Origin of the sequence: Xanthomonas sp. CPBF 426 (assembly GCF_903989465.1) — a bacterium.
GTDB classification, from domain to species: Bacteria; Pseudomonadota; Gammaproteobacteria; order Xanthomonadales; family Xanthomonadaceae; genus Xanthomonas; species Xanthomonas euroxanthea.
The window spans coordinates 4,357,436-4,377,808 of the sequence record NZ_LR861805.1 but is presented as its reverse complement, the minus strand read 5'-3'; the positions used below and the strand labels follow the sequence as shown (position 1 = coordinate 4,377,808).

Below are 20,373 nucleotides of genomic sequence, written 5' to 3'. Positions count from 1 at the left end.
ATGGCCGTCAGCGCACGCGACTACTGGGATCTGACCAAACCCAAGGTGGTGGCACTGATCGTGTTCACCGCCTTGGTGGGCATGTTCCTGGCCATCCCGGATGTCCCGACGTGGCTGCAGGTGCGCACCGGTGCATTGGGCTTTCTGGGCATCTGGCTGGCGGCATCGGCTGCGGCGGCGATCAACCAGTTGCTGGATGCCAAGATCGACGCGCAGATGGCACGCACCTCATGGCGGCCGCTGGTGGTGGGCAAGGTGCGGCCGTGGCAGGTGCTGCTGTTTGCCAGCGTGCTGATCGTGATCTCCATGACCATCCTGGTGGTCTGGGTGAACGTGATCACCGCGGTGCTGACGTTTGCGTCGCTGATCGGTTACGCGGTGATCTACACCGTGTACCTGAAGCGGGCGACCTCGCAGAACATCGTGATCGGTGGCCTGGCAGGCGCCACGCCGCCGATGCTGGGCTGGGCCGCAGTGACCGGCTTGCCGACCAGCGCCGACTGGATCAATGCCTCGCTGCTGGTGCTGATCATCTTCATCTGGACGCCGCCGCATTTCTGGGCGCTGGCGATCTTCCGGCGTGCCGATTACGCCAAGGCGGCGATCCCGATGCTGCCGGTCACCCACGGTGTGCCGCATACGCGCAAGCAGATCCTGGTGTACACGGTGCTGCTGGCGATCGTGACCCTGCTGCCGGTGGCGGTGGGCATGAGCGGGCTGTTCTACCTGGGCGGCGCGGTGGTGCTCAACGTGGTGTTCCTCTGGTACGCCTGGCGCATGCTCGACCCGCCGGACGAGCTGTTCTCGATGAAGATGTTCGGCTACTCCATCGTGTATCTGATGGCGCTGTTCGCGTTCCTGATGGTGGATCACCTGCTGTTGCCGTGGGTGCGCTAGCGGCAGCGCAGTGAAGCCCGTCACCGCCAGCAGCCATCGCTAGACCTGCCAGGGCTGTTGGCGGAGTGAGATGGCCGGTGGCTGCAACCGGCCCATCTCGCTGGTACCCGCCGGGTGCGCGCGTGGTCGGGCATCCTGCGGCCAACCGCCAAACCGCCGCTGCGATGGTGTCAGCGTGGCCACACTCGCGGTGCGGATGGCTGCGCCGCCATGCCGGCTCAGCCCAACCAGCTGGCACATTCGCCGGTGTTCTTGCTGCCGCAGCTGCTCTGCATCTTCTGCTGCAGACGCGCCAGCACCGCATTGCCGTCCTGGTGATGCTGCTTGCTCCAGGTCTTCAAGGCAGCGCCCAGCGTGGCAAAGCGCTGCCGGGTACGTTGGCGGTAGCCATCGGGTTGCCCGGCCAGTTCGCCGATCACCTGCGTGGCAGCGGCTTCGATGCCGGCGGTGTCGTCCGGGCTGAGCCGGATCAGCCCATCCACGTACATCACGCCCCACTGCACGCGGGTGGCCGGTCCTTGCGCGCTTTCGTACGCCTTCCTGAGCCAGGACAGCGCGGTCTTCTTATCGCCGCGTTGTTCGGCCAGGTCGGCCAGTTCGGGCATGTAGTAGTAGGGCGTCTTGCTGCGCGTCAACTCGGCCAGCAGCAACTGTTCGGCGCCGCTGTTGTCGCCCACCTCGCCGAGCAACGCTGCGGCGGTGCTGATGGTGGACTGGCGTTCCTCATCGGTCCTGGCGGTGTCGGTGGCCCATCGTACGCGTTGCTGCACGGTGTCGACCACGGCCTTGGGCAGCGGCGGTTGCGCGCCCTTGGCCTCGGTCTCGGTGGGCTGACCTTGCGCCAGGCGGGCCAGCTGGATCCGTGCGTACGCGGTGCCGAGCCGGTCGGCGATCGGCAATGCGGGGTCGGCATAGATCTTGTCCAGCGCCAGATTCAGCGCGTTGGACAAGGTGGTGCGCTCGCCGGCATCGCTGCTGGCAGCGGCGACCAGCCGTGCGGGCATATAGCTCAGCGTGCCGAGATTGGCACGCACCTCTGCCGGGTCGGCCAGCACGGCTTCCAGCAAGCTGCGCGACGCCGCGCTGGCGGCCGGTGGGTGCTTGGCTGCGGTAATCGCTGCCAGGGCGAAGCTGCGTTGCAGGGCCGGCTGCGGCGCCGACCTGGACAGGCGCGTGAGCACATCGACGGCCTGTTCCGGCTTGACCAGCCGGTCATCGGTGCCCCATGCGTAGTTGCCGAGCACGGCCCAGTCGTCCGCGCTGAGTTGCTGCGGGCGCTGCAATGCGGTGTCGAGCAGTTGCCTGACGGTGCTGGTGCTCTTGGCGGCCACGCGCAATACATCGGCCAGCCGCGCGTTGTCGGCATCGCCGGCCAGGCGGGTGATCTCGCTGCGATCCGGGCGCAGCACGATGATGGTCGGATAGCCCTTAATGCCGAAGCGCTCGCCCCAGGCCTGCGCGCCCTCCGAATCGCCATCCAGATGCACCGCCACGAATTGCTGGGTGCGGGCGATGAAGGTAGGGTCCTTGAACAAGGTGGCTTTCAGGCGATTGCAGGGCGGGCACCAGGCCGCACCCCAGTACAACAGGATCGGCTTGCCGCTTTCCCTGGCCTCGGCGAAGGCATCGTCGACATCGCCCTCGCGCCAGGCAATGCTGGACGCGGGCGCCGGCGTGGTCGCTGCCCCGGTCTGCGCGGGGGCGGCCGGCGTGGCGGGCTTGTTGCAGGCGGTGAGCGTGGCCAGTGCCGCCAGCAGCGCGATCAAGGGCGGGGCAGGGCGTCGGAACGACAGCGTCATGGCAATCACCGATGGGCGTGGCAGGCAGGTGGATCGAACACTCTAGCGAGCGGCACCGTGCCAGCGGCGGAGTGCGTCATGACCGTTGTATATCTGCTTACAACCCGCAACGACACGCAGCGCGAACCGGTGTCGCGCCGGGCGTAGCGGCCTGGCGAATCCGGCGCAGGCAACCCACCGGTGGCAAGCAGCCTTTCTTGGCAGGACACGCAGCGCGGGAGGCGCCGGGTGTCATCGTGTCAGGTTCAATGCCCGCCGGCATCGGCCGGCGTCTCGCCCGGTGCGGTGCGTGCATAACGCGCGGCCACGAAGGCGCAGACAATCAGCTGCAGCTGGTGATACAGCATGATCGGCAACACGATCGCGCCCAGGCCACCGCCGGCAAACATCACCTTGGCCATCGGCACGCCGGTGGCCAGGCTCTTCTTCGAACCGCAGAAGACGATCGCGATCTCGTCGGCGCGGTTGAAGCGCAGGCGCCGCGCGATGAAGGTGATCGAGAGCATCGCCACCGCCAGCAACAGCGCGGCCGCACCGAGCACCGCGAGCAAGGCCGGCAACGGCGTCTTCTGCCACAGGCCTTCGTTCACCGATGCGCTGAAGGCGGTGTAGACCACCAGCAGGATGGTGCCCTGGTCGGTGTAACGCAGCACCGCGCGATGCCGTTCGACCCAGCCGCCGATCCACGGGCGCATGAAATGGCCAGCCAGGAACGGCACCAGCAACTGCAGCAGGATCTTGCCGATCGCCTCAGCCGGGTGCGCCATCGCGCCCTGACTGCCGACCAGGGCGCCCATCAGCAACGGTGTGAAGAACACCCCCAGCAGGCTGGAAAGCGAGGCGGCGCAGACAGCCGCCGGCACGTTGCCGCGCGCCATCGAGGTGAAAGCGATCGACGATTGCACCGTGGACGGCAGCGCGCACAGGAACAGCACGCCGATATACAGCTCCGGTGTCAGTGCAAGATGCGCGAGCGGTTTGAACAACAGCCCGAGCAATGGGAACAGCACGAAGGTGCAGGCCAGGATCAGCAGATGCAGGCGCCAATGCAGCGCGCCGGCCTTGACCGCCTCGCGCGACAGGCGCGCGCCGTGCAGGAAGAACAGCGCAGCAATCGCCACGTCGGTGACATCGTCCATGATCGCGGCGGCGGTGCCCGAGACCGGCAGGAACGAGGCGAGCGTGACCGTGCACAGCAGCGCGAGGGTGAATGGATCGATGCGCAGCCGCGCCAGCCAGTGTTTGATCATCGTGCGTATTGAGGGGGGAGCTGTCTGCAGAGTGCCATTGTAGAGGCCCGTGTGCCGCCTGCGAGTCGGATCGGCCCACACCCGGGACAGGAGTGAAGCAGTCAGCGCGGCGCTCGGCCCGATGGCCAGGATCTTGTTCAGGCGGCCATGAGCGCGTGCCTGCATGGCTGACCGGCTACGTCGGCAACAGGTGGTCTGCTCCGATTGCCCCCACGCGCTACAACGCGGCGAGCGCCTTGAACAATTCGCGCAGCTCGTACTTGTCGGTGTCGTCCAGGCCCTGCGCGCGCTGCTTGTCCTGCAGTTCGTCCAGGCGCTGCCGCAGCAATTGCTTGTCCAGTTGCGCGACCACGTCATGCAGCTCCATCGCCCAGCTGTGTTCGTCGCCGGGCAGTGCCTGGGCGGCCAGCTTCTGCAGCGCCACCAGTTCTTCGCGTTCGGCGAAGTGCTCCAGCAGCGCGCCGGTGCTGATTTCCGGGCGTTGCCGCACCAGCGCCAGCAGTTCCATCAACAGGTCGATGCCGGGCAGGCGCAGGCCGGAAAAATCTTGGTCGCCCTCCAGGCTCATCGCCAGCGACGGCCGCTGCAGCAGGATCGCGATCGAGGCGCGTACCAGGCTGCGTTTTTGCGTGGGCGCGCCCATGCGTGCAGGTGGCCGTCCTTGCGGTGCGGACGCCTGTGTCGCGCTGGTGGCGCCCACGCCGGTCAGGCGCGACAGTTCCTGCTTCATCAGATCGCCGAACGCACCTTCGGGAATCTGTGCCAGCATCGGCTTTGCGCGTTCGGCCAGCCGCGCCTTGCCATCGAGCGTGTGCAGATTGATCTCGCGTGACATCTCGTCGAAGAAGAACTGCGACAGCGGCGTGGCCTGCTTCAGGCGCTGGTCGAAGGCCTGCGCGCCTTCCTTGCGCACGATGGTGTCCGGGTCCTCGCCGTCGGGCAGGAACAGGAAGAACGCCTGGCGGCCGTCCTTCATGCGCGGCAGCACCGATTCCAGTGCACGCCAGCCCGCCTTGCGGCCGGCGTTGTCGCCGTCGAAGCAGAAATACACATCCGGCGCGTTGCGGAACAGCAGTTCGGCATGTTCGGGCGTGGTCGCGGTGCCCAGCGTGGCCACCGCCTGGGTGACGCCGAACTGGAACAGCGAGACCACGTCCATATAGCCTTCCACCACGATCAGCCGCTCGATCTTCTGATTGGCTTGGCGCACCTGCCACAGGCCGTACAACTCGCGGCCCTTGTGGAACAGCGCGGTTTCCGGCGAATTGAGGTACTTCGGCCCCGGGTCGCGGCCATCTGCCGGCGCGCCCATGATGCGGCCGCCGAAGGCGATCACGCGGCCGCGGCGGTCGAAGATAGGGAACATCACCCGGTCGCGGAACTTGTCGTAGACATGGCCGCGATCGTTCTTGGAAAACAGCCCGGCGCGTTCGAGCACGCTCATGCGGCGCGCATCGGTGCCCAGCGTGTCCTTCAACGCGCTGTAGCCATCGGGGGCGTAACCGATCTGGAAGCGCGCGCGGTTGTCGGCATCCACGCCGCGGCCGTCCAGATAGTCGCGGGCGCGTTCGCTGCCCTCGAGCTGGCGCTGGAAGAACTTGGTCGCCGCTTCCAGTGCCGAATACAGCTCGCGGCTGTCGTCCTGCTGCTGCGGGCTGCGTTGCTGGGTCTCGCGTGGGATGTCCATGCCGGCGCGCTTGGCCAGCTCGTCGACCGCATCGAGGAATTCGAGGCGGTCGTAATTCATCAGAAAGCTAATCGCGGTGCCATGCGCGCCGCAGCCGAAGCAGTGATAGAACTGCTTGGTCGGCGAGACCGTGAACGATGCCGAGCGCTCGTCGTGGAACGGGCAGCGCGCCGAATATTCCTTGCCCTGACGCTTGAGCGGCACCCGGCCGCCCACCACCTCGACGATGTCGGTGCGGGCAAGCAGTTCGTCGATGAACGCGTCGGGGATGCGGGCCATCCCGCTAGGATATCCCAGCCGCCGGCGCCCGCCGGTGTCAGTGAGCGACGGACCTCAGCGAAGCGGAGCCTGCTGCCTGCGTACGCGTGGTAGCAGGCTCCGTATGCGCCATCAACTGCGCGTCGGGGTAGCCGGCGGCTGCGGCGTGGCGCCTGGGTCGGCAGCGACCGGGGGCAGGTTCTCCGTATCCACGCCGGCCTCGCGCAGCTTGCGATGCGAGCGCACGCGCTCGTCGATCACCGCCGTCAGCAGGGCGCCGACAAAGAACACCACCGAGGCGTAGTACATCCACACCAGCAGGATCACCAGGGTGCCCATCGATCCGTACGCGCTGCCAGGGGCGGCCCTGGCGATGTACAGGCCGATGCCGTAGCGACCCAGCGCGAACAGCAGCGCAGTGATCACGCCGCCGACAAAGGCCTGCCGCCAGTTGACGGTGCGGTCGGGCAGATAGCGATACAGGAAGGCGAAGGCGAGCGAATACAGCGCCAGGGTGGTGATGTAGCCGATCGCCGGCAGCACCGACGGCAAGCGTGCGAACACCACCTGCAACGCGGTGGTGGCAATCATCGACACGATCAACAAAAAGCCCAGTGCCAGGATCACGCCGAAGGAGAACACGCGCTTCTTCAGCCACGCCATCAGCCCTTCCAGGCGCTGCTTGTCGGTGCGGAAGATCAGGTTCAGCGCGTTCTGCAACTGCGCGAACACCGCAGTGGCACCGATGAACAGCAGCAGCGTGCTCCACAGTCCGGCCAGCGAACCCACGCCGGGTTGATCGGTGGCGTTGCGGATCACCGTATCGGCCACCTCCGCCGCGCTGCCGCCAGCCAGTTGCGCGATCTGCTGCACCAGCGCTTCCTGTGCAGGCGGATACAGCGAGGCGGTCAGCCACAGCAGCAGTACCAGCAACGGTGCCAGCGACAGCAAGGCGTAGAACGACAGCGAAGCGGCCTGCGTCATCACGTCGATCTCGAGAAAGCGATTGAGCAGTGCCATCGGCAGGCTGCGCTGCAGGCGGCTCAGGTGCTTTTGCAGGTGTTCGGTTGAGAGCTTCGTCACCGGCGTGGGAATCCTTGGGCATACCGTTGTGTGCGCAGGCGTCGTGAGGCGAAGCCGGCATGCGGAATGCTTCACCCGGGCCTGTGCTGGCGAAGGTGTTCTAACAGGGCGTGTTCAAAGATCGGGTGAAAGCGGGCGCTGGATGTTGCGCGTGTGCTGCCGTTGAAACGGCGCTGCAGCCAGCCGCACGCAGGCGGCTGGTTGCGGTGCCCTGGCCATCGGGCACAGGGCGCTGCGCAGGCGAAGACTCAGCCTGCCAGATGCTGCTTGACCAGCGTGGAGACCAGGCCCATGTCGGCCTGACCGGCCAGCTTGGGCTTGAGCGCGCCCATCAACTTGCCGATATCGGCCGGGCTGCTGGCACCGGTCTGCGCGATGGCTGCCTGGATGGCAGCGACGATCTCGGCTTCGCCCATCTTGGCCGGCAGGTAGCGCTCGATCACCACGATCTCCTCGCGCTCGATCTGCGCCAGGTCGTCGCGTGCGGCGGCTTCGTACTGGGTGACCGAGTCCTTGCGCTGCTTGACCATCTTGTCGAGCACGGCGATCACGGCGGCATCGTCCATCTCGATGCGCTCATCCACTTCCTTCTGCTTGATCGCGGCATTGATCAGCCGGATCACGCCCAGGCTGTGCTTGTCGCCGGACTTCATGGCGGCTTTCATGTCATCGGTGAGCTGTTGCTTGAGGGGCATGGTGTAACTCCTGGGAGTGCGTGTGACAGATGTGCCGATGCGCCATGACAGGCGCAGTGCATCGGCAGGAAGTGGGGCCTGAGCGGCGCGGACGACCGCGGGCACTGCCGGTCGTCTTTGCAGTTGTGCAGCGCTCGCCTGGCATCGGACCAATACAAAAAGCCGGCGACGCTTGCGCGTGCCGGCTCTTGGGTTCCACCCGGTGGGCCGCGCCTTCAGCGCATGCCCCTCGGCAGGGAACCGCGTTCGATCAGTACAAGCGCTGGCGCTTGGTGACGTCGCGCGAGGAACGACGCAACTGACGCTTCACAGCAGCGGCAGCCTTGCGCTTGCGCTCCTGGGTCGGCTTTTCATAGAACTCGCGCTTGCGGGTTTCGGCCAGCACGCCGGCCTTTTCGCAGGTGCGCTTGAAACGGCGGAGCGCAAATTCGAAGGGCTCGTTCTCGCGGACTTTAACGCTGGGCATGGGTTCTCCAGATAATGGGATTTCCGTCCGGGAGCCCCGGGCGGGTGCGAGCGGACTCGCGTGACGGAATTTCCGGGTTGCCCCGGCGAGCCGCGCATTATAACGACTTGCAGGCGGCCTGCAAGCCCCCTGCAGCATGGGCGCGTGCAGGCCTGCTAAACCCTGCGCTGGCGCGGGATCGGTGGCGATCGCCCGGCTGCGCAGCAGATCGCCCCTGGCCGATCTGCGCAGGGCAAAAGCTGCGAAAATAGGCCGCATGTGCCTGCCTGCCGAGTTGCCGTGAAAGTTCTTGGGATCGAATCATCATGCGATGAGACCGGTGTGGCGGTCTACGACACCGCGCTGTCCGGGGTGCCGGCGCTGCGCGCCCACGCGGTCTACAGCCAGATCGCGCTGCATGCCGAATACGGCGGGGTGGTGCCGGAGCTGGCCAGTCGCGACCATGTGCGCAAGCTGCTGCCGCTGATCCGCCAGACCCTGGACGAGGCCGGACTGGGGATCGATGAACTCGATGGGGTGGCCTATACCGCCGGCCCGGGCCTGGTCGGCGCACTCCTTGTCGGTGCCGGCGTGGCGCGATCGCTGGCCTGGGCGCTGGATGTGCCGGCGATCGGCGTGCATCACATGGAAGGCCATCTGCTGGCGCCATTGATGGAAGACGACCCGCCGCAGCCGCCGTTCGTGGCGCTGCTGGTCTCCGGCGGGCACACCCAGCTGGTGTCGGTGAAGGCCCTGGGCCAGTACGCCGTGCTTGGCGAGACGCTGGACGATGCGGCCGGCGAGGCCTTCGACAAGACTGCCAAGATGATGGGCCTGCCGTATCCGGGCGGTCCGCAGCTGGCCGCCCTGGCCGAAACCGGCACCCCGGGGCGCTACAAATTCGCCCGGCCGATGACCGACCGGCCCGGGCTGGATTTCAGTTTCAGCGGGCTCAAGACCCAGGTGCTGCTGGCCTGGCGCGGCAGCGACCAGTCCGACACCACGCGGGCGGACATCGCGCGCGGGTTCGAGGATGCGGTGGTGGAGACGCTGGCGATCAAATGCCTGCGCGCGCTGGATGCGGCCGATTGCAACACCCTGGTGGTGGCCGGTGGCGTCGGCGCCAACAAGCGCCTGCGTGCACGCCTGCAGGAGGCGGCGCAGCGGCGCGGTGGCCGGGTGTGCTTCCCGCGGCCGGCCCTGTGCACCGACAACGGCGCGATGATCGCCTTCGCCGGCGCGCTGCGGCTGGAGGCCGGCGAGCGCGCCGACGCGGCGGTGCATGTGACGCCGCGTTGGGATATGGCTGGCTTGCCGCCGCTGGCGGCGGGGGAATCGGGAATCGGGAATAGGGAATCGTAGAGCGCTATTTCGATTCCGTTCGCGCTGCCTTGTTGTTGCTTGTGCTTCTCACCATTCCCTAATCCCCATTCCCGATTCCCCACCTATGGACAAAGTTTTTATCGAAGGCCTGGAAATCGATGCGCTGATCGGCATCTACGACTGGGAGCGGCGCATCCGCCAGACGCTGCGGTTCGATCTGGAAATGGGGTTCGACAACCGCATTCCGGCCGCCAGCGACGATATCGCCGATACCTTGAACTACAAGGCGGTGAGCAAGCGGCTGATCGAATTCGTGCAGGCATCGGACTTCGGGCTGGTCGAGACCCTGGCCGAGCGCTGCGCGGCGATCGTGCTGGACGAATTCGGCGTGCACTGGCTGCGGTTGAAGCTGAGCAAGCCCGGTGCGGTGCGCGGCGCGCAGGCGGTGGGGGTGATCATCGAGCGCGAGCGGGCCCGCTGACGGCCACCGAGTGCTGCATCGGGCGGCGCCTTCGAGCCATGCCGAGCCCCGGAGATCCACCCGGCACCGGACCAGCGGTCCACGACCACGCGACCGATCCACAGCGCCAACGCGCGGTTCAACCGGCCCCTGCAAATCCCGGATCCCGCATTCCAAATCCTGACACTTGCCCCCTCGCGGTCGCGTCAGGCTAGAATTGACGGCCATGTAAACGTTTTCTCAAGGATCTCATGGCTGCTGATCGTATCGAAACCCTGATTGCCCAGATGACCGTCGAAGAGAAGGTCGGACAGTTGGGTGTGTTCGCCGACATGGTGCGGCCGTTCGCACCGGACGTGAATCCCGAAGCCAACGTGCTCAACGCCGACGAGGTGCTGCAGCAGGTGCGCGCGGGTCGGGTCGGCTCGCTGTTCAACGGCGTCGGCGCTGCGCTGGGCGCACAGATCCAGAAGGTGGCGGTGGAAGAAAGCCGCCTGGGCATCCCGGTGATCCTGGCGGCGGATGTGATCCACGGCATGCGCACGGTGTTCCCGATTCCGCTGGGCGAAGCGGCCAGCTTCGAACCCGAACTGGCCGAGCGCACCGCGCGCGCCACCGCGATCGAAGCGACCGCCGCCGGCCTGCACTGGACCTACGCACCGGCCGTGGACATCGCGCGCGACCAGCGCTGGGGCCGTGGCGCGGAAGGCGCCGGCGAAGACGTGGTGCTGGGCGCGGCGTTTGCCGCCGCCCGCGTGCGCGGCTTCCAGGGCAGCGATCTGAAGGCCGACGACTGCCTGCTGGCCACGCCCAAGCACTTCGCCGCCTACGGTGCGGTGGCGGCGGGCATGGAATACAACACCGTGGACATCGCACCGCAGACCCTGCGCGATGTGCACCTGCCGCCGTTCAAGGCCGCCTTCGATGCCGGCGCATTGACCGTGATGTCCTCGTTCAACGACATCAACGGCGTGCCGGCCAGCGCCAACCACGAATTGCTGACCGAGATCCTGCGCGGTGAATGGCAGTTCCCCGGCGTGGTGATTTCCGATTACACCGCCGACATGGAACTGATTGCGCACGGCTATGCGGCCGATGAGCGCGATGCGACCAAGAAGGCGTTCCTGGCCGGCCTGGATCTGAGCATGCAGAGCGGTTTCTATGCCGCGCACCTGCCGTCGCTGGTGGAAAGTGGCGAGGTGCCGATGGCCACGCTGGATGCCAGCGTCCGCCGCATGCTGCAGCTGAAGGAAGCGATCGGGCTGTTCGACAACCCGTACCGCTCGCTGGATCCGGCACGCGAAGCCGATACCACGCATCTGCCCGCGCACGATGCGCTGTCGCGCGATGCGGCGCGGCGTTCGATCGTGTTGCTGAAGAACGACGGCGACCTGTTGCCGCTGAAGAAAAGCGGCCAGCGCATCGCGCTGATCGGGCCGTTCGTGCAGGACCGCGAGAATATCGAGGGTTGCTGGACGCTGTTCGGCGACAAGGACCGCTACGTGACCCTGGAGCAGGGCGTGCGTGCGGTGGTCGGCAGCGAGCATCTGACGGTGGTGCCGGGCTGCGGCCTGGAAGAGGCGCTGCCGGACGGTATTTCCGCCGCCATCGATGCGGCGCAGGCCGCCGACGTGGTGGTGCTGGCGCTGGGCGAGCCGCAGCGGTTCAGTGGCGAGGCGCAGTCGCGCACCGAGATCGTGTTGCCGCCGGCGCAGCAGGCATTGGCCGAAGCCATCGCCGCCACCGGCACGCCGATGGTGGTGTTGCTGCGCAATGGCCGCGCGCTGGCCCTGAGCGGTGCAGTGCGCGATGCCGATGCGATTGCAGTGACCTGGTACCTGGGCACGCAGACCGGTACCGGCGTGGCCGATGTGTTGTTCGGCGACTACAACCCGTCCGCGCGTCTGCCGATCAGTTTTCCGCAGGTGACCGGGCAACAGCCGTATTTCTACAACCATCTGCGCACCGGTCGCCCGGAACTGCCGACGCTGTCCGAGTACAAGGCGCGCTGGCGCGAGATGCCCAACGAGCCGCTGTATCCGTTTGGCCATGGCCTGAGTTACACCACCTTTGCCTATGCGCAGCCGCAATTGAGCAGCGCGCAGCTTGGCTGGGACCAGACGCTGACCATCACCACGCGCGTCACCAACACCGGCCGCGTGGCCGGCGAGGAAGTGGTGCAGCTGTATGTGCACGATCGGGTGGCCAGCCGGGTGCGCCCGGTGCGGGAACTCAAGGGCTTCCGCAAGGTGTTGTTGCAGCCCGGCGAAAGCGCGGACGTGACCTTCACCCTGGCGCGCGATGCGCTGGCCTTCACCAATCACAGGAACGTGTTTGGTGCCGAGCCGGGGGTGTTCGATGTATGGGTGTGCGCATCGGCCAAGAGTGGCGAGGCAGTGACATTCGAGTTGCTGGACGCCTGAGCACACCCGGGCGTGGTGCGCGCGCTTGCGTAGTAAGCAGCGCGTGCGGCTATTGCACCAGATAAACGATGACGGACGTGGCCGAAGGGCGCGCCGTCATCGGGTGACGGGTGACGCAGGCGCGTGACTGATCGGTGTTGCCACGGTGCGTGAATTCTGCGTGTGCCGCGCCATGCACCGCACCGGATCGAACGTGGCTTGGCCGCGAAAATCGTGGCCACCGCCAGCACGCGGTTGACGTGTGGCGGTGGCACGATCCCCTGGACGCACTTCCGCGCAATTACGCGTCGTTCTCGACCGCCGCCTTGCTCTTGGGCGTCAGCTTGAGCAGGCGCCCGGTGCTGCCGCTGGCTTCGTCTTCCAGCAACCACAGCGCGCCGTCCGGACCCTGTTCCACTTCGCGAATGCGCGCGCCCATGTCGTAGCGGGCCAGCTCACGCGGCTGATCGCCAAGGGACACCTGCACTAGCGCCATCGACGACAAGCCGCCGATGAAGCCGTTGCCGCGCCATGCAGAAAACTGCTTGCCGCTGTAGATCACAAAGCCGGCCGGCGAGATCACCGGAGTCCAGCTGATCTTGGGCGCGGCAAATTCCGGGCGGGTATTGTGGTCCGGGATCGGGGTGCCGTCGTAGTTGTCTCCGTTGGAGACGACCGGGTAACCGTAGTTGGCGCCGCGCTGGATCAGGTTCAGCTCATCGCCGCCAAGCGGACCCATTTCGTGTTCCCACAGGCGCCCCTTGCCGTCGAAGGCCAGGCCGAGAATATTGCGGTGACCCAGCGACCACACCTGCGCGGCAACGCCGCCCTGTGCAGCGAACGGGTTGTCGGCCGGCACGCTGCCGTCATCATTGAGACGGATCAGCTTGCCGAGATTGGCTTGCATGTCCTGGGCCGGGGTGAACTTCTGGCGCTCGCTGGAGCTGATCCACAGCTTGCCATCCGGGCCGAAGGCCAGCCGATGCCCGAAGTGACCGTTGCCGGTGACCTTGGGATCCTGGCGCCAGATCACCTTCAAATCCGACAGCGTGCCGCCGCCGGTGCCATCCAGCGTGAGCTTGGCCCTTGCCACCGCAGCGCCGCGCGTATCGCCCTGCCCGGGTTCGGCGTAGCTGACATAGACCAGGCCATTCTTGGCAAAGCGCGGATGCGCCAGTACATCGCCGAAGCCGCCCTGGCCGCCGTAGGCCACTGCCGGAATGCCGGTAATGGCGCTCTTGCGTTTGGTCTTGAGGTCAAGCCGCATCAGCGCACCGCGTTTTTCGCTGACCAGCAGGCTGCCATCCGGCAGGAAGGTCATCGCCCAGGGCTCGTCAAAATCGGCAACGGTGGTGGCCTGGAACGGCCACTGCGCCTTGGGAATGGCGGCAGCCGGCGCGATGGCAGGCGCAGCACATGCAGCAGTGGTGGTAAACAAGCTGGCCGAGCAGGCCAGGGCAAGCAGACGTCGGACAGACATGAGGTCCTCCAGGGGATGGGCGCAGTGACGTTGCAGCCCTCCCGCAACGTGTCCTGCGTTGGGTTTTCAACACCTTACACGACGCCGTCGGGGCCGCCCTTGTCGTAGATCACTCTCTGCGGAACGCGCTTATCCCGAATCGTTGTTTCACCATGAAGCGAGTTTCGGTGGCTGCATCGCATTAGGGCAGCCCGTCCGGTGCGATCGCGTGCGAAAGGACAGGCCCGATGCGGTGGGACCGACGATGCATCGCACCGTACCGCCAGCATTGGAAAGGCATCCGCCGACACTGCTGCGCGAGCTGGTGATACAACAACGCCACCTCGACGGTGGCGTTGTTGTGTTCAGGGCTTGGACTTGTTGTCGCCGGCGACGAAGTCTGCCGCATTTTCCCAGGCGCGCTTGACTGCGTGACGCGCCTTGCTCCAACTCAGGCCATCGGTGCCGCGGTTGGCTTCCCAGTCGCGGTGCAACTCCGCTTCCACCTGGTCGTAGGCACGCGCGTTTTCGCGGATACGCGCCTCGTGCCCGGCAAGGTAGGCGCCCTCGTAATCCTCGTAGCGGTCCCCTTCGGTGTAATACGATTCTTCGGTGAAGCGTTCGCGCCAATAGTTGGATACGTTCTGGCTGCGGTCTTCGTCCGGCGCACGGCCTGGAATCTGATACGGCACGTTCATGCTCGTCTCCGTAGTGAATGTGCGCCCTAACCTAGGCGGGCGGGTGTTAAATCCGTTGCCATGGCGGGTGAGGAGGGCATCAAGACATGTCGACGTCTGACAACCGCTTGCCGGCCGCGCTGTATGGCGCGCCGCGTCGTCGATGCCGCACGCGGCGCATACAAGGCTACCAGTGCGTCCACACGCATCACGTCGCAGCCGATGCGGCCTCATACGGCAGCGGCGTGGCGCCGGCGGCATTGAGGCTGGCCTCTGCGTGCTGCAGCGATGGCTCGTCGGCATCGATGATCACCAGCACGCGCCCTGCCTGGATTTCGTCCTCGAATTGACGGCGTACCGGGTCGGGCACGGTGGCGCCGATCAACGCAGATGACCAGGTGCCGACCAGAGCCCCTGCCAGCGCCATGACGCCTGCCCCGGCAATGGTGAGCCCGATCGGAGGCACGGCGATCGCGACCAGCCCGGCCACCAGGCCCGCAGCGCCACCGGTCGCGGCGCCGCGCGCTGCGGCGGGGAGAAAATCCGTCTTGGCATCCTTGCGCTCGTCGGGAATGCCTTCGAGTTCGATATCCGAACGGGCGATCAACGACAGCGCATCGTTGTCGATGCCGGCGCTGCGTGCGGCCTGCATGACGCGTTGCGCACTCTCGATATCGGGCGTGCTGTAGACACGGCGCAGTTTCATCGCAAGCTCCCATGCAGGTCAGGGCTGCAGCGTTGGACGCGCGCGGTTAGTCGTACGTGAGCGTTGCGCGAGCGTCCTGCGAAAGTGGCTATGCAGGCTTGCGCGGGAACAGGTAAATCACCCAGCCCACCAGCAGCGCCACACCGGCGGCCGCCAGGTTCTGCCAGCTGGCGCTGGCGAGCAGGCCCAGCGACAGCAGCAGCGCGGCGATGGGAATGGCCGGCCCGCCGGGCAGGCGCAAGGTGTCGGTGCGTTGCCGGTAGCGACGCGCCAGCACGATCACTGCCGCGGCCGTGCCGATATAGGCAAACAGCCGGGTGACCATCGACAGCAATGCCAGCTGCGTGAACGAGCCCGACACCGCCAGCGCCAGCGACAGCACGCCCTGGGTCAGCACCGCCGCTGCCGGGGTGTGGAAGCGCGGATGCACACGTGCCAGAAATGCCGGGCCGTAGCCGTCTTGCGCCAGCGCGAACAGAAAACGCGGCCCGAGCATGACCGTGTTGCTGGTGGTGCCGAGGATGGAAATGGTGGCGCCGACAGTGAGGATCAGTGCCAGCGCTTCGCCGCCGAAACGGCTTGCGGCATCGGCCAGGGGCGTGGGCGAGGCGGCGAGATTGGGCAGCGTGCCCTGTGCCACGACCTGGACCGCCGCATAGATCAAGGTGACGGTGACGATCATGGTGATCAGCGCAAATGGCACATCGCGACGCGGGTTGCGGTATTCGCCAGCGGCCGCAGGGATGTTTTCGAAGCCGGCATAGGCGAACAGCAGCAGCAAGGCCGCTTCGCCGAGATTGCCCAGATCGCGCAGGTCCGGTGTGGTGCCGGCAAAGGCCCACGACCAGTCCACGTAGAACACGCCGATTGCCACGAACAGCAGCAACGGCACCAGCTTGCCGATCACCAGCGCAATGCCGGTACGCGCAGCCGATTTCACCCCGATCACGTTGATGGCGGTGAGCACACCCAAAGAACCGACGACCACCAGCAGGCGCGCCCAGTGATCGGTTGCCACGGTCGGCCAGAACCGCGCGACCGCGTCAGCCAGGCCGTTGCTCAATGCCGCTGCCGAACTGATGCGGGTGAGCCAGATCATCCAGCCGATCTGAAAGCCGACAAACGGGCCGAACGCCTCACGCGTGTACAGATAACTGCCGCCCGGGGTGTCGAAATAGCTCGCCGCCTGCGCGTAGCACAACACCAGCAGTGCCACTGCCAGACCGGCCAGCAGCACTGCCCACAGGCTCATCGGCCCGAGCAGCGCAGCGGTGGCCGCCGGCAGCAGGTAGATGCCGCTGCCGATGACATCGTTGATGGACAAGCCGACGATCTGCCAGCGGCTGACCACGCGGACCAGGCCAGTGGGGTCGGGTGCGGGAGCCGCGCTGCTCATCGGCCCACCTCCTTCAACTCGGGCAACTGCCACTGGGCCTGCAGGCGTGCGTATTCGGCACGCGGCAACAGCACGAACAGCGGTGTGTCGTCGGGCTTCAACCAGGCCAGCAGGCGTTGCATATCGGCTGGCGCCATCGCAGTGCAGCCGGCGGTGAACTGGCCCGGCGTGCGCCATAGATGCGCGAAGATGCAGCTGCCGTGCCCGGGCACCGCATCGGGATTGTGCGCGATCACAAAGCCCTCGCTGTAGCGCGCATCGCCGGGATGTTGCAGGTCCAGGCGCATCGGTTCGCTCGACCCGGCCACTGCGGCCTCCCCAACCTGCGCGGCGTCGACGATACGGTTGTACAGCGGCGAGCTCGGCACATCCATGCAGTAGTGGGTGGCGCTCATCGCCTGGTACGGCATGGCGCTGTCGATCTGTTGGGCGTAACCGAAGGCCGGGCCGATCGCGAACACACCGGCCGGGCTGCGGCCGTCGCCTTCGCGCTTCTGCGGGCCTTGCGTCTGCTTTGGATGCAGGCCATCGCCCCAGGCGCTGCCGTGGCGCCCGAGCGCGACCGTAAAGCCCGGTGCGGCCGGTTGCCAGTGACCGTCCACACGGGCGAATGTCTGCAGGCGTGCCTGGGTGCTGTCCCAATCCGGCGTGGTCACCACGACCAGTGCGCGCGCCTGATTCAAGGCGTCGATTGGGCCGGCAGCGACGGCAAGGCTGCTGCAGCTTGCCAGCGCCAGCAGCGCAACGGATCGAAACACGGTGGCAAGGCGCATGCAGGCTCCGGGGGAATGGGTCTGGCAGGGTGAGCTGCGTTGAGTCGATCGGCTGTTGGCGGCGACAGTGCGGTGCCTCGACACTGCATTGCTGACCAACACCTTATCGCTACTGTACCCAGCAACGCAGCTGTGTAGTGCATGCATGCGCGATGTTCGTGTGCGTGCCTGGCGGGCCTTGGAGCGGCTGAGACCATTGGAGAGTGCGGGTATGCATGGTTTCAGTAGGGCAACCGACGAACTCTCTGGTGCGGTGCCCTCGCCGCTCGCAGGACACGCCGTGAATCCGTCCGTGGAGGCTCGTTGGCGGCATCCATGCCGCCACACGGTCCCGCAAACGGCGAGGGCACCGCGCGCTCGACCGACCGACCGACGCGGCTTGGAAATATCCAATGGCGCGTTAGCCCGGCAACAGCTCCAGCCCGCGGATGCGGCGGATCCCCAGGCCTGGCGAGTCGTCGATATGGATCCGGGCATCGTCGAAATGCACGCCGCCCTCGGTGGGATCGAACTGCCCGAGTGCAGGCGCATCCAGATCCGCCAGGGTGATGCTGTCGGCCTTGGCCACGGCCAGATGCACTGCCGCGGCCACGCTGATGCTGGATTCGATCATGCAGCCGATCATGCACGGCACGCCGTACACGGCCGCGATATCGGCAATGCGGATCGCATTGGATAGCCCGCCGGTCTTCATCAGCTTGATGTTGACGATATCGGCGGCGCGGCGCTGGATGAGGTCGATCACCTGGACCGGCGAGAACACGCTTTCGTCGGCCATCACCGGCGTGTCGATCCGTGCGCTGACAAACGCCAGCCCGTCGATGTCCGCGGCCCTGACCGGCTGTTCCACCAGTTCCATCACGACGCCGGCGTGTTCCAGCGTGCGCATGGTGCGCACCGCCTGTTTGGGCGTCCAGCCCTGGTTGGCATCCAGGCGCAGCGATGCGCGACCAGCGACAGCGGCATGCATCGCCATGATCCGTTCGACGTCCGAGTCGCTGTCCTTGCCGACCTTGATCTTCAGCGACCGATAGCCGCGTGCGAGCGCCGAGTGCGCCTGCGCCACCATCACCTCGATGGTATCGACGCTGATGGTGATGTCGGTGGTGATGCGCGGCGTGCCGCCGCCAAGCGCCTGGTAGAGCGGGGTGCCGAAGCCCTGCGCCCACAGGTCGTAGAGCGCGATCTCCACCGCCGCCTTGGCGCTGGTGTTGCGCTCCAGCGCGTGTTGCACCAGCACGCATAGCCGGTTGAGATCGGCCACGTCCTGGCCGATCAACGCCGGGCCGATGCAATGGCTGATGGCGGCGATGATGGCGCCGTGCGTATCGCCGGTGATCGGCGCGGTGGCCGGCGCGGCGCCATAGCCGATATGGCCGCTATCGGTCTGCAGCAGCACCACCACGTCCTCGATCGCCTGCACGGTGCGGACCGCTGTCTTGAACGGGGTCTTCAATGGCACGCGCAGCATGCCGAGGCGAAAGCCGGTGATCTTCATGGGGAGCCAATCGGTGCGATGCGTTGGATGCGGGTGATGTGATCGACGAACGGCGTGCCGTCGCTGGCGAGCAAGGGCAGCAGCGGCGTCACCGACACGCCGTTCAAGCGCGAGCGCTGCACGCTGCCGGCCGCGTCGCGGTAATGGGCACCGGCCACATCATGGATCACCCATGGTGCGCCGTGCTCGTGTCCGATCACCAGCATCACATGACCGGGGATATAGATCAGATCGCCGACCTGCAGCCGTGCAAGTTGCTGCAGGCGCTGCGGCAGTGGCGCCTGCGTCTGGAACGGAACGCCGAGCAGTGCCGGACTGCGTGCCTGGTCGCCGGTATTGCGTGGCAATGCGATGCCCAGGCTGCGATACACATCCAGCACGAACCCACTGCAGTCGCGCGCATCGTAGTCGTTGCCCCAGCCATAGCGTTCGCCGAGGAACTTGAACGCCTGCTGCAGCAATGCCGCAGGCGTGGCCGGCAGCGGGCCAAGGCGCACGTCGGCGCCGCGCGGAATCAGTGCCGGCACCAGCTGCAAACGCCCGTCGCTGCCGCGCAGCGGCAACTGCACGACGTAGGCAGCCTGCGGCAGCTGCCCGTTGACCGGCTGTTGCGGCGGCCAGTCGCCGAGCAGCGGCACGCTGGTGCCCATGTCCAGCGTCAGTGCGGAGACGGCCGGCACGTCCGGGGTGTAGGCGCTCTGCACGCGTGCGCCGGTGACCAGCAGCTGCGGGCGGCGGCGTGCGTAGCCCAGCACCTCGCGACGCGTGCCCAGGGCAATCCGGTCGGCAGCAATCCAGGCCGCATAGTTGGCCGCCAGCACGAAGTGCCATGCACCATCGGCGCTGGTATGCAGCACTGCCACCGGCGTGCCGGGGTAGAGCGCCGATTCCTGGAAGCGGTCGATATCGTGGTCGTCGGTGGTGCTGAACACGCGCTGCGCGGTGGGGAAGGTGCGCAGTGCCGCGCGCTGCACCACCAGTGCGAACCGTGGCGCGACCTGTGCGGGCAGCGCCTCCAGTGCCAGGGCCTGGCGCAGCGTCGCAAGGTGCGAGGCATCGATGCTGCGCCCATTGCTGTCGTAGAGCGCACGCGTCGGTGTGGCCGACCGTGCTTCGATGCGCGCGCGCACCTCGGCCGCGGGTAGCACCTCGGCCAGCTGCGACAGGTCGTGCATGGAGCCATCGTCGCGCAGCAAGCGCGCATTGAGGCTGGCAATCTGCGCGGCCGTCATGCGCAGCGTCTGCGCGTTGCGACTGCGCTGGATCCAGTAGTCGGCCCCCAACTGCGCATCGCTGGCCGCAAATGGCGCGGTGTGCGGCGTTGGGGTGGCAGGGTTTGCCGCAGCGGCACCGCAGGGCAGGCCGATGACCAGCAGCAACAACGTCAGCAGGCAGCGCGACAATGGCATGAAGAAGACTCTTGAGGGGTGCAGCGACTGGCGAGAAATCTATGCAAGGAACCACGGCCGCAAGCGCCGTGTGGAGGTGCGAGGGCTGCGCCGGTTTGTAGTGTACGCATGCACACGTATCCCTGGCGCGGCTTGCATGGTGCGGGGCGCTGGCCG

General features: G+C 66.6%; 17 protein-coding genes. 4 read left to right on the top strand and 13 right to left on the bottom strand.

What is annotated here, in order from left to right:
- Positions 1-897 carry a heme o synthase gene (cyoE, locus tag H7A87_RS18530; RefSeq protein WP_104584131.1) on the top strand — a complete coding sequence of 299 codons (897 nt, stop codon included), beginning with the start codon at positions 1-3 and terminating at the stop codon, positions 895-897.
- A 218-nt stretch (positions 898-1,115) separates the two neighbouring features.
- On the opposite strand, the gene H7A87_RS18525 is transcribed toward cyoE, so the two are convergent.
- From H7A87_RS18525 to rpsU, 6 genes are all read right to left on the bottom strand, one after another.
- Positions 1,116-2,696 carry a thioredoxin family protein gene (locus H7A87_RS18525; protein WP_119128046.1) on the bottom strand — a complete coding sequence of 527 codons (1,581 nt, stop codon included), beginning with the start codon at positions 2,694-2,696 and terminating at the stop codon, positions 1,116-1,118.
- A 245-nt stretch (positions 2,697-2,941) separates the two neighbouring features.
- On the bottom strand, positions 2,942-3,946 hold the full coding sequence (locus tag H7A87_RS18520) for a bile acid:sodium symporter family protein (protein WP_164739088.1): 1,005 nt from the start codon (positions 3,944-3,946) through the stop codon (positions 2,942-2,944).
- A gap of 217 nt (positions 3,947-4,163) precedes the next feature.
- Positions 4,164-5,912, bottom strand: coding sequence for a DNA primase (dnaG, locus tag H7A87_RS18515; protein WP_119128048.1), 1,749 nt, complete (start codon positions 5,910-5,912; stop codon positions 4,164-4,166).
- Positions 5,913-6,023: 111 nt separating this feature from the next.
- Positions 6,024-6,974 carry a YihY/virulence factor BrkB family protein gene (locus H7A87_RS18510; protein WP_119128050.1) on the bottom strand — a complete coding sequence of 317 codons (951 nt, stop codon included), beginning with the start codon at positions 6,972-6,974 and terminating at the stop codon, positions 6,024-6,026.
- A gap of 248 nt (positions 6,975-7,222) precedes the next feature.
- On the bottom strand, positions 7,223-7,669 hold the full coding sequence (locus tag H7A87_RS18505) for a GatB/YqeY domain-containing protein (RefSeq protein WP_119128052.1): 447 nt from the start codon (positions 7,667-7,669) through the stop codon (positions 7,223-7,225).
- Positions 7,670-7,919: 250 nt separating this feature from the next.
- On the bottom strand, positions 7,920-8,135 hold the full coding sequence (gene rpsU, locus H7A87_RS18500) for a 30S ribosomal protein S21 (RefSeq protein ID WP_002808376.1): 216 nt from the start codon (positions 8,133-8,135) through the stop codon (positions 7,920-7,922).
- 279 nt (positions 8,136-8,414) lie between these two features.
- Between rpsU and tsaD the strand changes: the two genes are divergently transcribed.
- From tsaD to H7A87_RS18485, 3 genes are all read left to right on the top strand, one after another.
- Positions 8,415-9,476, top strand: coding sequence for a tRNA (adenosine(37)-N6)-threonylcarbamoyltransferase complex transferase subunit TsaD (tsaD, locus tag H7A87_RS18495; protein ID WP_119128054.1), 1,062 nt, complete (start codon positions 8,415-8,417; stop codon positions 9,474-9,476).
- A gap of 85 nt (positions 9,477-9,561) precedes the next feature.
- Entirely contained in the window at positions 9,562-9,918 is a 357-nt protein-coding gene (gene folB, locus H7A87_RS18490) for a dihydroneopterin aldolase (protein ID WP_024938857.1), read from the top strand.
- A gap of 230 nt (positions 9,919-10,148) precedes the next feature.
- The gene (locus H7A87_RS18485) at positions 10,149-12,320 is read left to right on the top strand and encodes a glycoside hydrolase family 3 N-terminal domain-containing protein (RefSeq protein ID WP_119128056.1); all 2,172 of its coding nucleotides are present in this window, start codon (positions 10,149-10,151) and stop codon (positions 12,318-12,320) included.
- A gap of 280 nt (positions 12,321-12,600) precedes the next feature.
- Here H7A87_RS18485 and H7A87_RS18480 read toward each other — a convergent pair whose 3' ends face one another.
- From H7A87_RS18480 to H7A87_RS18450, 7 genes are all read right to left on the bottom strand, one after another.
- On the bottom strand, positions 12,601-13,779 hold the full coding sequence (locus H7A87_RS18480; RefSeq protein ID WP_119128057.1) for a PQQ-dependent sugar dehydrogenase: 1,179 nt from the start codon (positions 13,777-13,779) through the stop codon (positions 12,601-12,603).
- A 344-nt stretch (positions 13,780-14,123) separates the two neighbouring features.
- Positions 14,124-14,456, bottom strand: a complete 333-nt coding sequence (locus tag H7A87_RS18475; RefSeq protein ID WP_104584122.1) for a hypothetical protein — start codon at positions 14,454-14,456, stop codon at positions 14,124-14,126.
- Positions 14,457-14,643: 187 nt separating this feature from the next.
- Entirely contained in the window at positions 14,644-15,141 is a 498-nt protein-coding gene (locus H7A87_RS18470; protein ID WP_104584121.1) for a hypothetical protein, read from the bottom strand.
- 88 nt (positions 15,142-15,229) lie between these two features.
- Complete coding sequence (locus H7A87_RS18465) at positions 15,230-16,537, bottom strand: APC family permease (RefSeq protein WP_104650020.1); 1,308 nt, start codon at positions 16,535-16,537, stop codon at positions 15,230-15,232.
- Positions 16,534-17,310, bottom strand: a complete 777-nt coding sequence (locus H7A87_RS18460) for a L,D-transpeptidase family protein (RefSeq protein ID WP_104650021.1) — start codon at positions 17,308-17,310, stop codon at positions 16,534-16,536. Before H7A87_RS18460 ends, H7A87_RS18465 begins: the two co-directional genes overlap by 4 nt.
- Positions 17,311-17,710: 400 nt before the next feature.
- Entirely contained in the window at positions 17,711-18,808 is a 1,098-nt protein-coding gene (locus H7A87_RS18455) for a dipeptide epimerase (RefSeq protein WP_119128059.1), read from the bottom strand.
- Positions 18,805-20,217: an SH3 domain-containing protein gene (locus H7A87_RS18450; RefSeq protein WP_119128061.1), complete on the bottom strand. Its 1,413-nt coding sequence runs from the start codon at positions 20,215-20,217 to the stop codon at positions 18,805-18,807. The genes H7A87_RS18455 and H7A87_RS18450 overlap by 4 nt, the downstream gene beginning before the upstream one ends.
- Positions 20,218-20,373 lie beyond the last annotated feature (156 nt).